The 14,140-nt window shown below is 70.4% G+C and carries 12 protein-coding genes; 8 read left to right on the top strand and 4 right to left on the bottom strand.

Going from position 1 to position 14,140, the window contains the following annotated elements; genetic code table 11:
• Positions 1-155 precede the first annotated feature (155 nt).
• Positions 156-1,193 (top strand): cytochrome-c peroxidase, encoded by a 1,038-nt coding sequence (locus VNO22_10755; GenBank protein ID HXG61846.1) that lies wholly within the window; start codon positions 156-158, stop codon positions 1,191-1,193.
• Here VNO22_10755 and VNO22_10750 read toward each other — a convergent pair.
• The gene (locus VNO22_10750) at positions 1,187-2,983 is read right to left on the bottom strand and encodes a PVC-type heme-binding CxxCH protein (protein ID HXG61845.1); all 1,797 of its coding nucleotides are present in this window, start codon (positions 2,981-2,983) and stop codon (positions 1,187-1,189) included. The genes VNO22_10755 and VNO22_10750 overlap by 7 nt on opposite strands.
• An 83-nt stretch (positions 2,984-3,066) precedes the next feature.
• Between VNO22_10750 and VNO22_10745 the strand changes: the two genes are divergently transcribed.
• Entirely contained in the window at positions 3,067-4,416 is a 1,350-nt protein-coding gene (locus VNO22_10745) for a dynamin family protein (protein ID HXG61844.1), read from the top strand.
• Positions 4,417-4,418: 2 nt separating this feature from the next.
• Here the strand turns inward: VNO22_10745 and VNO22_10740 are convergent, their stop codons facing one another.
• Entirely contained in the window at positions 4,419-5,300 is an 882-nt protein-coding gene (locus VNO22_10740) for an NAD(P)-dependent oxidoreductase (GenBank protein ID HXG61843.1), read from the bottom strand.
• 102 nt (positions 5,301-5,402) lie between these two features.
• Here VNO22_10740 and VNO22_10735 point away from each other — a divergent pair, with 102 nt between their 5' ends.
• From VNO22_10735 to VNO22_10710, 6 genes are read left to right on the top strand one after another with little or no spacing between them, the layout of a single operon-like run.
• Positions 5,403-6,257 carry a DUF1080 domain-containing protein gene (locus tag VNO22_10735; protein ID HXG61842.1) on the top strand — a complete coding sequence of 285 codons (855 nt, stop codon included), beginning with the start codon at positions 5,403-5,405 and terminating at the stop codon, positions 6,255-6,257.
• 53 nt (positions 6,258-6,310) lie between these two features.
• Positions 6,311-7,798: a PP2C family protein-serine/threonine phosphatase gene (locus tag VNO22_10730; GenBank protein ID HXG61841.1), complete on the top strand. Its 1,488-nt coding sequence runs from the start codon at positions 6,311-6,313 to the stop codon at positions 7,796-7,798.
• Positions 7,799-7,800: 2 nt separating this feature from the next.
• Positions 7,801-9,921, top strand: coding sequence for an adenylate/guanylate cyclase domain-containing protein (locus VNO22_10725; GenBank protein ID HXG61840.1), 2,121 nt, complete (start codon positions 7,801-7,803; stop codon positions 9,919-9,921).
• A gap of 56 nt (positions 9,922-9,977) precedes the next feature.
• On the top strand, positions 9,978-10,514 hold the full coding sequence (locus VNO22_10720; protein ID HXG61839.1) for a hypothetical protein: 537 nt from the start codon (positions 9,978-9,980) through the stop codon (positions 10,512-10,514).
• A gap of 10 nt (positions 10,515-10,524) precedes the next feature.
• The gene (locus VNO22_10715; GenBank protein ID HXG61838.1) at positions 10,525-11,376 is read left to right on the top strand and encodes a M48 family metalloprotease; all 852 of its coding nucleotides are present in this window, start codon (positions 10,525-10,527) and stop codon (positions 11,374-11,376) included.
• An 11-nt stretch (positions 11,377-11,387) separates the two neighbouring features.
• Positions 11,388-11,987, top strand: coding sequence for a hypothetical protein (locus VNO22_10710; protein HXG61837.1), 600 nt, complete (start codon positions 11,388-11,390; stop codon positions 11,985-11,987).
• Positions 11,988-11,994: 7 nt separating this feature from the next.
• Here VNO22_10710 and VNO22_10705 read toward each other — a convergent pair whose 3' ends face one another.
• Positions 11,995-12,567 (bottom strand): RNA polymerase sigma factor, encoded by a 573-nt coding sequence (locus VNO22_10705; GenBank protein HXG61836.1) that lies wholly within the window; start codon positions 12,565-12,567, stop codon positions 11,995-11,997.
• Positions 12,568-12,622: 55 nt separating this feature from the next.
• Entirely contained in the window at positions 12,623-14,077 is a 1,455-nt protein-coding gene (locus VNO22_10700; GenBank protein HXG61835.1) for a HEAT repeat domain-containing protein, read from the bottom strand.
• Positions 14,078-14,140: the final 63 nt, after the last annotated feature.

Here is a 14,140-nt window from a genome sequence, read left to right as displayed (position 1 = left end):
CCCGGTCGCGGGAAAATTTTATCTCATCTTCAGGTTCAATTCCAGCTTTTCGAGGGGAGTATTTCGCTCGAACGGGGGCTTGACAGGAGCGCGCGGGCGGGGAATATGGAGCCCGACGGGAGCGTTTTTCTGGGATGCGTTGGATGGAGGGATTCATGGTCCGAACGGTCCGCTCATTTCTGCTGGTTCTGGCCGCGGCGGCGCCCGCCCTGGGCGGGGCGCGCGCGCAGGAGGAATCGCGCCGGGAGCCCCGGGATCTTCCGGCCTTCCTCGGGCCGCTGCGGCCGGTGAGGGATCCGGAAGACAATCCCCGGACGCCCGCGAAGGTCGAGCTGGGCCGGATGCTTTACTGGGACCCGCGGCTTTCCGGCAACGGCGTCATATCGTGCGCCACGTGTCACAATCCCGCGCTCGGCTGGGCGGACGGGTTGCCCAAGGGGTTGGGATTCCATCACAAGGGCCTCGGGCGCGCGACGCCCACGGTTCTGAACGCGGCCTACTACACCTCCCAGTTCTGGGACGGCCGGGCGGCGACCCTCGAGGAGCAGGCCAAGGGGCCGATCATGAGTCCGGACGAGATGAACGCGTCGCCCGAGCGGATGCTCCAGGTGCTCAACTCCATCCCCGGTTATCGGAAACGCTTCCAGGAAGTGTTCGGCGGGCCGGCCACGCTCGACACGGTCGCCCGGGCGATCGCGGCCTTCGAAAGGACGGTGGTGGACCTGGATTCCCCCTTCGACCGCTATGCGCGGGGGGACGATTCGGCCATCGGCGAGGCGGCCAAGCGGGGCCTGGAGATCTTCACCGGCAAGGGCCGGTGCGCCACGTGCCATTCCGGCCCGAATTTCAGCGACAACCGGTTCCACAACCTGGGACTCGGGGACGGCGATCCGGGACGCATGAAGGTCACCGGACGGGAGGAAGATTACGGCGCGTTCAAGACCCCGACGCTGCGCAACATCGCCCTGACGGCCCCCTACATGCACGACGGGTCGATGCGGACGCTGCGGGAGGTCATCGACCACTACGAAAAGGCGCCGGCCCTGAACCCCAAGCCGCGGAATCTTTCGATCTTCATGCAGCCCATCAAGCTGACGGACTCGGAGAAGGAAGATCTGATCGCCTTTCTCCGGACGCTGACGGGCGACAAGCGTCCGCCGGGGATCGACGCGGTTCCCGAGCTTCCTCAGTAGGAGGCGAGCCGGCGGGCGAGGAAGCGGCGCAGCAGCGGCCAGCGCGTCCGGGAGAGAAGCTCCGCGGCGCGCGCCGGGTCGGCGGCGGCGGCCGGCTCGAGGGCATACCAGAGCAGGAGCGGGAGGTGCGGATCTTCCGCATCTTCCGCCCGGACCGCCAGGCGCTCGGCGATCGGAAACCGCTCGCGCGGGGGAAGGCGCCGGAGAACCTCCACGAGGGCGCGGCGCACGCGCGGCGAGGGATCCCGCTCGGCCCGTTCGAGCAGGAGCGGGCGCAGGGACTCGGGAGGAGGGCCCAGGTCGGCGGCCAGCCTCAGGGCCCAGGCGCGCACGTCTTCCTCGGGAACCGCGAGCGCTTCCGCCAGGAGCGCCTCCGAAAGCCCTCCCGTGGCGTGGAGCGCCCAGAGGACGCGAAGCTTCCGCGGGGCGGACGTTTCGGCGCGGAACCTCGCTTCGAGGGCCCGGATCGTACCCGCTTCGAGCCGTCCCTCCGCGGCGCGCTCCTGAAGGATCCGGCGGGCCCGCCGGGCGAACCACTCGGCCCGGCCGGCGAGCCGCGCCACCAGATCGGCGTCCGCGGCGCGGGCGAGGTCGACTTCGACACGGCGGGACGGACCGTACGAGATTTTGAAAAGGCGTCCGGTTTCGGTCTCGGCGCGGTCGTAGTCGTGGCATTCGCCCGTGTCGTTCCAGTCGGAGAGGAAGACGTTTCCGTCCGGTCCGGCCTGAAGATCCAGGCCGCGGAACCAGGGGTCTTCCGCCCGGAGGAAGTCGGGGCCGTGGCGGCCCCGGTAGGTGGAGCCCCGCGGCTCCAGAAGGTCGTTCTGGACGCGGCGGCCGTGAAGGTTGACCGTAAAAAGCGTTCCCCGATACCGCGCGGGCCACGTGTCCTCCAGGTAGATCAGGGCTCCCGCATGGGCGTGGCCGCCGCCGTGCTCGAGGTGGCGTTCCTGGCCGCGGGCGTCCTGCCAGCGTCCGCCGGCCCAGTGGAGATGATCGGACGCGGCCGGCATGAGGGCGTAGAGGTTCGGGGCCGTGACGTCCTGGCCGTACATCCGTTCGTAATGCGCCCCCGGGACCACGTGCCAGAGATGCTGGATGACGCAATTGGTGATGAAGAGCTCGCCCGCTTCGTCCCAGTCGAGTCCCCAGGGGTTGGTGGTGCCGTGGGCCACGGCTTCGAAGCGGCGGCGGACGGGATGATAGCGCCAGACGCCGCAGTTGATCGCGGTGCGCGCGCCGTCGGGCGCCCCCGGCGGGCCCACGAGGGACGTCGAGAGAATCCCGTGGCCTCCGTAGAGCCAGCCGTCGGGTCCCCAGCTCGGCTTGCTGGCCACGTTGTGGCGGCCCTTCAGGTTCCAGCCGTCCAGGAGGATCTCCGGCGGGCCGTCCGGGCGGTCGTCGGCGTCGCGGTCGGGGATGAAGAGAAGATACGGAGTCGCGCAGAGCCATACGCCGCCGAAGCCGAGCGCGAGGCCGGAGACGTTGGCCAGCCGGTCGTGAAAGACGCGGCGGGAGTCGAAGCGGCCGTCGCCGTCGCGGTCCTCGAAGATGAGGATGCGGTCGCGGCCTTCGGTTCCCGGCGGGAGCCAGTCCGGATACGAGCGGGACTCGACCGCCCAGACGCGACCCCGGTCGTCCAGGGCGAAGGCGATGGGCTGGACCAGATCGGGTTCCGCGGCGAAGACCGTCGCGCGAAAGCCTTCCGGCAGGTTGAGGCGGCGGGCGGACTCTTCGGGCGCCAGGGGCGCCGCCTGGGAGGCCGCGAGAAGCAGGAGGCACGCCATCATGGCGCCTCCTATGGTAAGATCCGGCGGGATCGTTCGGCACGGAAAAGATTGTCGAAGGCGGAACCGGCGGGGAGAATAGCGGCGTGCGACAGCTCTTGGACGACATCGCAGGGGCGGTCCGGAGGATTTATCACGAGGCGGTCGATCCGCTGGACGAGAAATACGCGTTCGAGCGGCGGCCGGGGGAGGGGGAGCTCGCCGGTCCGCCCACGGTGCTTTTTCTCGGCAACCACTCCTCGGGAAAGTCCACCTTCATCAACTACGTGCTGGGGGCGCCGGTGCAGAAGACGGGCCTGGCGCCGACCGACGACGCGTTCACGGTGCTGGCCTTCGGGGGAACGGAGGAGGACCGGGACGGGGCGGCGGCGTCATCCAACCCCTCGCTGCCGTACGGCGGGCTTCGCAGCTTCGGTCCGGAGCTTCTGTCTCATTTCCGTCTGAAGCTGCGACCGATCCCGTTCCTGCGCGAGGTGACGCTGGTGGACTCGCCGGGGATGATCGACGCGGCGCGGGAAGGATCGGGCCGGGGCTACGATTTCGCGGGGGTGGTGCGCTGGTTCGCGGAGCGGGCGGACGTGGTGCTCGTTTTTTTCGATCCCGAGAAGCCGGGAACGACGGGAGAGACGCTCGAGGTCTTCACGCAGTCGCTCCAGGGCATCGACCACAAGCTGCTCATCGTGATGAACAAGATGGACCGCTTCGAGAGCCTTCAGGATTTCGCGCGGGCCTACGGGGCGCTCTGCTGGAACCTGGGGAAGGTGATTCCGCGGAAGGATCTGCCGCATATTTTTACGACCTTCGTGCCGGTGGAAGGGGCGCGTCCGCCGGCTTTGCCGTCGCGGGATTTCGAGGCGGCGCGGGAGGAGCTGGTGCGGGAGATCCGGAGGGCGCCGGCCCGGCGGGTGGACAATCTCATCACGCAGCTCGAGGACCACGCGCGCCGGCTTCTCATGCACGCGCGGGTGATCGACGAGGCCGGGCGGGAGGCGCGCCGGTTCCGCCGGACGCTCTGGGGGCTGGTGGTCCTCGGGGCGCTCCTCGGCGGCCTGGCGGGAGCGGTGTCGATCCTGGCGCGGGCGGAAGCGTGGCTGACGGCGGCGCTTTTCGGCGCGGCGGGACTTTTGACCTACGCGGGGGCGTTCGTCGTCCGGGGTCTGGTGCGGGGGAAGGAGGCGGACCTCGCGGCGGGGCTCGGGCGGATCTTCGAGCGGGCGTACGCGCGGGAGCTTCTCGTGCGCGATCGGGTGGACGACCTGAGGGCATTGTGGGCGCAGGTGCACCCGCGGGCGCGCCAGACGCTCGAGAAGGTCGGGGTTCTGGCGTTCCCGCGGCTGCGGCGGGACGAGCGGGAGCGCCTGGAGCGGGCGCTGGAGAAGGAGATTCCGGAGCTGCGGGCGCGCCTGCACCGGGAGCTGGCGGTGGCGACGCGGTAGGCTCAGGCCCCCCCGGCGAGGCGCTCGTAGACCTTGAAAAGCGCCTGCGTTCCGAGACGTCCTTCCCCGTGGGTCTGGTTGTCGGCGAAGAGCCGGCGGGCCAGGCCCGCTCCCTCGAGGGGGAGGCCCAGGCGTTCCGCGGTTTCGAGCACGATGCGCAGGTCTTTCTGCAGAAGGTCGATCATGAAGCCCGGCGCGAAGTCGCCGCGGGCGATGCGCGGCCCGAGTTTTTCGAGCGCCCAGGAGCCGCCCGCCCCGGGAACGAGCGCCTCGACGACGAGCGCGGGGTCCACCCCCGAGCGGCGCGCCAGGATCAGGGCTTCGCACAGGCCGATCATGTTGAGGGCGCACAGGATCTGGTTGCAGGCCTTGACGGTCTGGCCGGCGCCCTGGGGGCCGCAGTGGGTGATGCGCTTGCCGAGGATTTCGAGGAGTCCGCGGGCGCGCTCGAGGTCGGCCGCTTCGCCGCCCACGAGGATCGAGAGGGTCCCTTCGCGCGCCCCGACGTCGCCGCCCGTGACGGGGGCGTCCAGGAACCGGAAGCCGCGTTCCCGCAGGGCGCGGCCGATGCGGCGCGCCGCCTCGGGATCGATCGTGGACATGTCGATGAAGAGCGTCCCGGGGCGCGCGCCGAGCGCGGCGCCCTGGGGGCCGAGCAGGACTTCCTCGACGTCGGGCGCGTCGGTGACGATCGAGAAGACGACCTCGGCCCCTTCGGCGCAGGCGCGGGGGGTGGCGGCCGCGCGGGCGCCGCGTTCCACGAGGGGCGCGGTCTTGGAGGCGGTGCGGTTGGTCACGGTCACGCGATGGCCCGCCTCGACGAGGCGGCGGGCCATGGGGGACCCCATGATGCCCAGACCGATGAACCCGATCGAATGCGGCATGGCGGCTCCTTCCGTGGGCGGCGGGTCGCACTATACCGCGGGCGGCCGGCTTTGGCAACGGCGGGATCGGCTCAGGACGTTTTGATCGACGGAGGCGAATCGATGAGACACGCGGCGGCGGTGATCGCATGGATGACGCTGGCGGCCCCGGGGATCGCCCAGGAAGGGGAAGGCTGGCGTCCGCTGTTCAACGGCAAGGATCTCGAGGGCTGGGACACGTGGCTCGGCAAGCCTCACCGCTCGGTTGAAGTTCCGGGCCTCAAACGCACGGAGAAGGGGGATTACCTCGAGCCCGTGGGCCTCAACAAGGATCCGAAGGGCGTCTACTCGGTCGTGGACTTCGAGGGCTATCCGGCGATCCGCATTTCGGGGGAGATCTGGGGGGCGTTGACGACGAAAGAGGAGTTCGAGAACTACCACCTGCGGCTGGAGGTCAAATGGGGACGGAAGAAATGGCCTCCGCGCGAGAACGCGGTCCGGGACAGCGGGCTTCTCTACCACTGCGTGGGGCCCCACGGCGCGCAGAGCTCGTTCTGGATGAAATCCTTCGAGTGCCAGATCCAGGAGAACGATTTCGGGGATTTCTTCAGCGTGGCGGGCGTGATCGTGGATGTGGAGGCGGAGCGGCTGGATCCGGCCAATCCCAAAAGTCCATGGGTCTACCGCAAGGGGGCTCCGAAGCAGACGGGCGTGACGAGCCGGATCGTGCGGCACCCGCGGATGGACCGCCTGACGGAGTGGAACACCGTGGAGGTGTACGCCGTGGGCCCGACGGCGGTGCACGTCGTCAACGGCACGCCCAACCTGGTTCTGACCGGCCTGCGGCACCGGGCGGACGGGAAGGAGGTCCCGCTGACCCGGGGAAGGATCCAGATCCAGTCCGAGGGGGCGGAGGTTTACTATCGAAACATCGCGATCCGGCCGATCTCCGAGATTCCCCGGCGGCTTCTGGAGTAGGTCCCGCTTTCGGTAGTTGGCGGGGCCGCCGTGAGGTAGAATGAGACCGCCCTATGTCCACGGGAGCGCCGTCCCACGATACGATCGCGCGGACGAATGAGTTCGAGGTGACCGCCGCGGAGCGGGACCCGTTTCTTCTGGTCACGCTCCGGGGGCGCTTCACGGACGAGCTTCTGGCGGTGCTCCAGAAGCACGTGTTTCTCCAGCTCCGCAGCCTGGCCCTGGAGTGCAGCGCGCTCTCCGGGATCACGATGGCCTTCACCCGGAGCGTGTACTACGCCGCGCAGGCGCTCCGGAGCCAGGGACACGCGCTCGTGGTCCTGAGCCCGCCCGAGTCGTTCCGCGGATTCCTCAAGCTCCTGGGGGCGGACGTTCAGCGGCTGCCCATTCTCCTGTCCGACGCGCAGCTTCCCGCCAAGGCGGCGGACGCGGCGGCGGCGGCCGAGAAGCTCGACCGGGAACTCCAGCAGATCCGCCGGGAGCTCGAATCGAACGCCCTCTGGCAGCTGGTGGACCGCGAGCACTGCTGGATGTGTCCTTTCTGCGGCGAGCTGAGGGATACCGTCCGGATTCCCTCGCGCCTCTCGATCGCCCAGGCGGCCGTGGAAAAGGTGTGGCGTCACCTCAACTTCGAGTGCCGCTCCTACACGGCCGCCCAGCCGCGGTACCAGCCGCGGGAAGAGCTGGAGGCGCGGATCCGGGAGATCAATCAGCTCAAGCTCGCCGCCTCCGTCAACCGGGTGGAAGCCCTTCAGACCAAGGTGCAGAAGCTGGAGGAGAAGGCCCAGTGGGCCACGCATCTCGAGAAGGGCGTCAAGATCGCCGCCACGCGGCAGCGCAAGCTTCTGCCCACGCGGCCGCCGCAGGTGGCCGGGTGCGACATCGCCTACACCTACCGGCCCGCGGAGGAGCTTTCGGGCGACTTCTTCGATTTCGTGGATCTGGGCGCCGGGCGCGTGGCCTTCGTCATCGGCGACGTGTCCGGTCACGGGATCGAGGCGGGCATTCTCATGGGCATGACCAAGAAGGTGCTCTCCATCCGCCTGGGGGAGATGGGCGACCCCGTCGCGGCCGTGCGCAAGACGAACGCGGATCTGGTCAAGGACATGGACCGCTCGAGTTTCGTGACGGCGGCGGTCGTGGTCTTCGATCCGGCCGCGCGCGCCCTCGTCTGCGCCCGGGCCGGGCACAATCCGCCCCTCCTCTACAACCCCGCCCGCGGGCCGGCGCCCCTGCGGCTCGAAGGGGGCGGCCTCATGCTCGGCATGGCGGCGCCCGACGTCTTCGACGCTCAGCTCGTCCCGCAGACCGTGGAGGCGCGCTCGGGGGACGTGCTCCTCCTCTACACGGACGGCCTGGAGGAGGGGAAGAACGCCGCCGGCGAGGAGTTCGGCCTGGCCCGGATCGTTTCGGTCCTTCAGGCTGAGGGGGCCAAGCCCGCCGCCTACGTCCTGGGCGCGCTCTTCTACGAATTCGACCGCTTCTCGGGCGGCGTCGTCCAGGAGGACGACCTGACCGCCATCTGCGTCAAGTTCCGGTGATCATGGGTCGGCTCGCGGGGGCCCTGGCCGTCGGGGCCGGTTCGGCCCTTCTGGCGGCGCTTCTCGATCGGGCGGGGCTTCTGGAACCCTGGGAGCTCGGCACGCGCGATCTGCGCGCCCGCTTCACCCTTCCCGCCGGCGATCCTCCCGCGGGCGGGGAGATCGTTCTCGTCATGGTGACCGACGAGACGCTGGCGCTCGTCGAAGAGCACGCCAAGATGTCCTGGCCGTGGGACCGCGAGCTTTACGCGCTGGTCGTCGAGGCCGCCGCGCGCGGCGGGGCGGCGGCGATCCTCTTCGACATCCTCCTTCACGAGGCGGGTCCGGACCCGGATAAGCTGGAGGAGGCGCTCCGGCGGGCCCCGCCCGCGTACCTGGCGGCTTCCTTCCGGGAGAAGGCGCCTCCGCGGAAGCTTCGTCCGTGGGAGCCGGAGATTCTCGCCCGCGGGGCGATCGAGGTGGACTCCGACGGGAGCGTGGCGCTCGAGGAGTCCTTCGAGGACGTGCGGCTTCCGAGTCCCGAGTTCGCGCGCGCGGCGCGCGGCTTCTCCGGAATCTCGAATCCCCGCGATCGGGACGGGGTCATCCGCCGGTACCGGCTGATCTACCGCTACCGGGGACGCGACTATCCCTCGATGGCCCTGGCGGCGCTCCTGGCGCGCGAAGGGACCTCGCGGGTGCGGATCCGGGATCGCGTTCTGACGGCGGGCCGCCGGTCGTTTCCGGTCGAGCCGGACGGCACGATTCTTCTGCGCTACTACCGTCCGGGGACGGCGTTTCCCTGGCGGGCGGCGTGGAACGTGATCAACGCCATGGCGCCCGGCGAGGGGGCTCCGGCGGCGCCGTTCCGCCCGGAGGAACTGTCCGGGAAGATCGTCGTGTTCGGCGTGAGCGCTTCGGGCCTGACGGATCTCCGGGTGACGCCGGTGTCGCCGGTCATGCCCGGGCCGGAGATTCACGCCGTGGCCCTGGCGAATCTTCTGGGGGGCGTGCCGCTGCGCGAGGCGCCGGGGTGGGGGTCCGTTCTGGGGCTGGTGGTTCTCGCCTTCGGGGTGGCGATCGGGACGCGGCTGGCGTCCGCGGCGGCGGGAGGGGCGCTGGCGGCGGGGGCGCTGTTCGGCGGGGCGGCGGGGGCCACGGCTCTTTACCGCGCGGGCTGGGCGGTGGATCTCGTGGCTCCGCTGGGGGCGGGGATTTTCTCCTACGCGGCCGCGAGCGCCGTCAATTTCCTCATCGAAGGCCGCCAGCGCCGGCGCATCAAGCGGGAGTTTCAGCGGTACGTGGCGCCCCAGGTGGTGGAGAAAATCCTGGCCCAGCCGGACGCCCTGCGTCTCGAGGGCGAGCGCAAGACCCTCACGATCTTCTTCATGGATTTCGCCGGATTCACGGCGCTTTCCGAGAAGATCGACCCCCAGGAGCTCGTGCGGCTCGTGAGCGCCTACCATGACGAGGCGGCCGCGGAGATCTTCGCCGCCGAGGGGACGATCGACAAGTACATCGGGGACGCCATCATGGCCTTCTGGAACGACCCGATCGAGCAGCCCGACCACGCCGCCCGGGCGTGCCGGGCGGCGGTGGGGGCGCAGCGGCGGCTGCGGGCGCTGGCGGCCCGGATGCGGGAACGGGGCCTCCCCGAGATGCGCGCCCGGATCGGGATCAACACGGGCGTGGCCACCGTGGGGGACATGGGCGCGCGGGGCCAGGTCAATTACACCGCGATCGGGGACGAGGTGAACCTGGCGTCCCGGCTGGAGGGAGCCAACAAGGAGTTCGGGACGGAGATTCTCGTGAGCGAGGCGACCTGGATCTCCGCGCGCGGGACGGTCGAAGGCCGGGAGCTGGCGCTTCTCCGGGTGAAGGGCAAGAGCCGGCCGGTGCGGGTCTTCGAGATCTGGGCTCCGGACGGGGAAGAGGCGGCCGGGCGGAAAGAGGCCGCCCGGAGGTTCGAGGCGGCGCTGGCGGACTTCCGGGCGCGCCGGTTCGGCGAGGCGTCCGCGGTCTTCGCCGGGCTGGCCCGGGAGGGAGACGCCGCGTCCGAAGTCTACCGGGCGCTGTGTGAGCGGTATCGTTCCGAGCCCCCTCCGGGGGACTGGGACGGGGCCTACCAGATGGAATCGAAGTAGGCGGTTCCGCGCGATTTCTGGACAGAATCGCGGACGGTGCTCTAGAATTCCATGCGATGGGTCTTGCGATCGTTCTTGCGACGATGCTCCTGGGGCCTCAGGATCCCTCCTCCCCTCCGCCGGCGGGGGGCGAAGAAGCCCGGAACCTGCGCAAGGTTCAGGTCAAGGACGCCTGGTTCTACCGGGGGCCCAGCCGCGTCAGCGGCGTCGTGCGGAAGGCGGACGACGGCGAGGAAGTGATCGAGCTCGGCGCGGAGGGGAGATTCGTCAAAGTGCGGGCGCGCCGGGACGGGCTGGTGGCTTATCTTCTCTCGGGGACGATCGTGCCGCCGGAGAAGTTCAAGCGCAGCGCCGCCGACGAGAAGGAGGGAAAGGCCCTGGCCGCCCAGGGGCTGGAAGGCCAGCGCGGGCTCAATCCCGAGACGGAGCGCGAATACCGCTCGCAGGGGGGCGCGGCGCGGGAGAAGGCCTATCAGGAACTCGACGGGCTCATGAATCGCCGGCCCTACGCGACGGACCGGGCGGCGCTGGAGCGGCGCCTCCAGGAATTCCGCCAGGCCGGCAAGCTCGGCGAGTTCGCCTCCGTCAAGTAGGGAAGAGGATATGCGCTTCGGGATCGCGGGGGTTTTGGGGGTGGCCGTCGCGGCGTCGGCCTGCCGTCCGGCGCCCAAGCTCACCGAGAGCCAGGAGTACTTCATGGGCCGCAGCGTCGCGGCTCTGGCGATCGAGCGGGACGGGCTTTCTCCCGATCGCGCCCTCGAGGAGTACGTCAACCTCGTGGGGGCCACGATCGCGCTGGAGTCGGACCGGCCGGAGACGTTTCGGGGGTACACGTTCGGAATCCTGGACTCCGAGGACATCAACGCGTTCGCCGGGGCGAGCGGGTTCATCTTCGTGACGAAGGGCGCGCTCCGGGCGATGAAGAACGAGGACGAGCTGGCCGGGGTGCTGGCGCACGAGATCGCGCACGTGTGCCTGCGGCATCCGGAGATCGCCGCGCAGGCGGCGGCCGAGCGGACGGGCCTGATGGAGTTCGCCCAGGAGTTCCAGGCTCTGGCGGGGCTGGCGGCCGGCATCGCCGGCGCCCTCGGCCGGTCGGACACGGAGCGCTGGCTGAAGACCGCCCAGGAGGCGGCGCCCGTCTTCGGGAAGGCCACGGCGGAAATGTACGACGCGGTCTCCAAGGGCTACGGCCGCGAGGAGGAGCTGGCCGCCGACCGGATGGCGGTGGATCTGCTCACGCGGGAAGGCGTGCGGTATTCGCCCACGGCGTACAAGGAATTCATCGCCCGGCTGCCTCAGAAGGGAGGCGCGTGGGGGACGCACCCGGGCCTCCAGGGCCGGGTGCAGGCGATCGAGGAAGAGATCCGCAAGCGCGGGGCGGCCGCCCTCCCGGTGGAGCCCGCGCGCACGCAGAGGTTCCGGACGTTTACGGCTTCCCTGAAGCCTCAATGAAGGAGCGTTCCATGCGGCACGTCGCCCTCCCGGCGCTGGTCCTGGCGATCGGCTGTTACGGCGAGTCCGTCCGACCGCCCGAGGAGCCCGCCGCCGAGCCGGGCCCCGAGGGGACCGAGATCGAAATGCCGATCGGCCGGACGCCGCGCACGGCGGAGCTCGACACGGACCGGACGCGCCCGATCGCCAAGAGCGTCGAATGGCCGAACCTCGGAACCGAGGAAGGGGACTCGTATCTCGAGGACGCCGTGGTCGTGGACGAGATTTTCCGCCACAGCGCCGGAGGCGATTACGGCGTGCGGGTGCGTCTCAAGAACGCCACCCCGCAGCTCCTGAGGATCGAATACCTCATCCGGTTCACCGACCGGCGGGGGGCGTCGTTGCTGGGCCACACGGGCGGGGGAGGCCCGGGCGAGCGGTGGACGGGTCTGGTCCTGGAACCGTTCGGCACGGCGACGGCGGCCGACTTCGCGCGGGCGATCGGCGCGGAAGGCTTCCGGCTCTTCGTGCGGAAAGCCGGCTCCAAGACCGAGGGGCTCCCGGACGATCCGGCCGGAAAGGAAGAGCGGCGGCGCAAGCGCGAAGAGGCCGAGGCCCGGTCGTCGCCGTAGCGTTCGGTCAGAGCCCCGGGATTCCCAGCCGCTTCCTCAGCGATTCGGTGTTGCGGTAGTAGATCGTCTTGACCGTGTCGACCGGCTGCTTGAGGAGCTTGGCGATGTGGTCGAAGGGCTTGGACTCCAGGATCCGCTGGATCAGGATCGTGCGGGCGGGCTCGGGGAGGCGGTGAATGGCCTCGATCACCTTGCCCCAGGTTTCGCGCTTGGAGACCTGCTGGCTGGGCCGCTCGATGGGCGAAAATCCTCCCTCGGGGGCCGTGTCTTCGAGCGACACGTGGCGGGATCGCTTCAGGCGCCGCAGGTGGTTGATCGCCTCGTGCCGGGCCACGGTCGTCAGCCAGACGGTGAACTTTCCCTGCGCGGGGTTGTAGAGGTCCACCTTCCGGAAGGCCTTCATGAAAATTTCCTGGATGAGGTCTTCCACGGCCGCCAGGTCGCGGACCACCTCGTAGACCGCGCGGGCCACGAGGCGGTGGTGGCGCTGGACGAGGGCGTCGCCCGCCTTCCGATCGCCTTTCTTGAGGAGCTCGATGAGCTGTTCGTCCGTCAGGACGGGGATGCTCCGCGTCGGCATTCGCCACGATTGTACTGCGCGGCGGCGCGTTCCGCAACCGCGGCCTGGGGCGCGTTCAACGGCGCTTGCTCGCGGGATCGGGGGCGGCGGGGCGGAAGGTCCCGCCGGAGTCTTCGGCCAGGCGGCGCAGCAGCCGGCGGTTGTCGGGAAGGATCCGATCGGCGGGCACTTCGACGGCGTGGATCACGATCCGGCGGAAGCGGTTGAGGGCGGCGACCTGGGAGAGGATGTCGGAGGCGGCGACGAACGTGCCCTTGGAGGCTCCGCCGTCGGAGTAGAGGTAGATCGTGTCCACGTCGGGAGCCTCGAAGGCGCGGGCGATCCCGTCGTAAAGGTCGGTCCAGCCGCGGGCCTCGAGGGCGGCCAGCCAGCGTTCGGCGTCGGCCTTGACGGCCGGCAGGGCGGGCAGAAGGACGGGGCGCCCCTGCCAGGTTTTCTTTTCGGGGTCGAGGGAGCGTCCCTCGTCGTCGCAGCCCAGGCCCACGATGCCGAATCGGGTCGCCGGCGGGAGGGCGCGGAGGGTTTCGAGGAGGCCGCGGCGGGCGGCGTCGAGTTTCGTTCCGCCGCCGGGGGAAGGTTCGCGCATGGAGCCGGACAGGTCGATGAGAAAGAGGAGGCGGTCGGAGAGGACGGGGATGTCGAAGAAGGAAACGCGGGATTCCCGGGCGGGCGGGGCGGCCGGTGTCTGGGACCGGGCCTCCCACCAGGCCTTCCAGGGGCCGGGCTCGAGGCCGAGGTCTTTGCCCGTGAGGCGCCGGAGGGCGTCGGCGCATTCGGCGCGGAGGCGGCCCTTTTCGCGGCCGAGGCGCTCGATGAGGGGGCCCGCGAGGGCGGGCTCGCCCCGCGCAGCGGCGGCCTGGGCGGCGGCGGAGCGGACGCGCCAGTCGGGGTCGGCGAGGAGTTCGGCGAGGGTTTCCGCGGAGCCGCGGCGGGCGGCGGTTTCGGCGGCCACGAGGCGCACGTGGGGGTGGCGGTCGCGGGCGGCCTCTTCGAGGAGGGCGGCGGCCCGGTCGGGATCCCGGCGGGCAAGGGTTTCGAGTCCGAAGGCGCGCAGGGGCCAGTCGCGTTCGTGGCGGAAAGCCTCTTCGAGGCGGCGGGCGGCGTCCGGGTCGGGGAAGGCGGCCAGGGCGGCCGCGGCGGCTCCGCGGACGGAGGGGTCGGGGTCGGCCAGGCGTTCGAGGAGCATGGGCCGCGCGTCGGCGGAGGCGGCGGCGGCCAGGACGGCGCAGGTTTCCCGGCGGACGAGGGGGGAGGGATGGCGCAGGCCGGTTCGGGCGAGGAAGGCGAGTCCGGTCGGGTCGGTTTCCCGGAGGGCTTCGGACGCGCGGAGGCGCACGCGGGGGTGGGGGTCGCCGAGGAGGGGGAGGAGGGCCTGAGCCATGCGGAGGTTTCGGAAGGGGCGGAGGGATTCGACGGCTTGGGTGCGCCGGCCGGGGTTGGGGTCGGCGGCGAGGCGGGGGAAGTCGGTCCAAGGGTCCTGGAGGAGGGCGGCGGCGAGGAAGATGAACATAAAGGAAAGGCCTTTACTATAAGGGGCGTTTTCTGCTGAGGGAGTGGGCGGGGGCGGGGGAGA

The organism is Planctomycetota bacterium, from assembly GCA_035574235.1.
GTDB lineage: Bacteria > Planctomycetota > MHYJ01 > MHYJ01 > JACPRB01 > DATLZA01.
Note: the sequence above shows the minus strand (reverse complement) of the source record. Positions and strands in the feature narration are given on the sequence as shown.

Bases quoted from the DNA above. Each gene is read 5' to 3' on its own strand.
- VNO22_10755 (HXG61846.1), top strand. From the start codon at position 156: ATGGTCCGAACGGTCCGCTCATTTCTGCTGGTTCTGGCCGCGGCGGCG.
- VNO22_10750 (HXG61845.1), bottom strand. From the start codon at position 2,983: ATGATGGCGTGCCTCCTGCTTCTCGCGGCCTCCCAGGCGGCGCCCCTG.
- VNO22_10740 (HXG61843.1), bottom strand. From the start codon at position 5,300: ATGCCGCATTCGATCGGGTTCATCGGTCTGGGCATCATGGGGTCCCCC.
- VNO22_10735 (HXG61842.1), top strand. From the start codon at position 5,403: ATGAGACACGCGGCGGCGGTGATCGCATGGATGACGCTGGCGGCCCCG.
- VNO22_10730 (HXG61841.1), top strand. From the start codon at position 6,311: ATGTCCACGGGAGCGCCGTCCCACGATACGATCGCGCGGACGAATGAG.
- VNO22_10725 (HXG61840.1), top strand. From the start codon at position 7,801: ATGGGTCGGCTCGCGGGGGCCCTGGCCGTCGGGGCCGGTTCGGCCCTT.
- VNO22_10720 (HXG61839.1), top strand. From the start codon at position 9,978: ATGGGTCTTGCGATCGTTCTTGCGACGATGCTCCTGGGGCCTCAGGAT.
- VNO22_10715 (HXG61838.1), top strand. From the start codon at position 10,525: ATGCGCTTCGGGATCGCGGGGGTTTTGGGGGTGGCCGTCGCGGCGTCG.
- VNO22_10710 (HXG61837.1), top strand. From the start codon at position 11,388: ATGCGGCACGTCGCCCTCCCGGCGCTGGTCCTGGCGATCGGCTGTTAC.
- VNO22_10705 (HXG61836.1), bottom strand. From the start codon at position 12,567: ATGCCGACGCGGAGCATCCCCGTCCTGACGGACGAACAGCTCATCGAG.
- VNO22_10700 (HXG61835.1), bottom strand. From the start codon at position 14,077: ATGTTCATCTTCCTCGCCGCCGCCCTCCTCCAGGACCCTTGGACCGAC.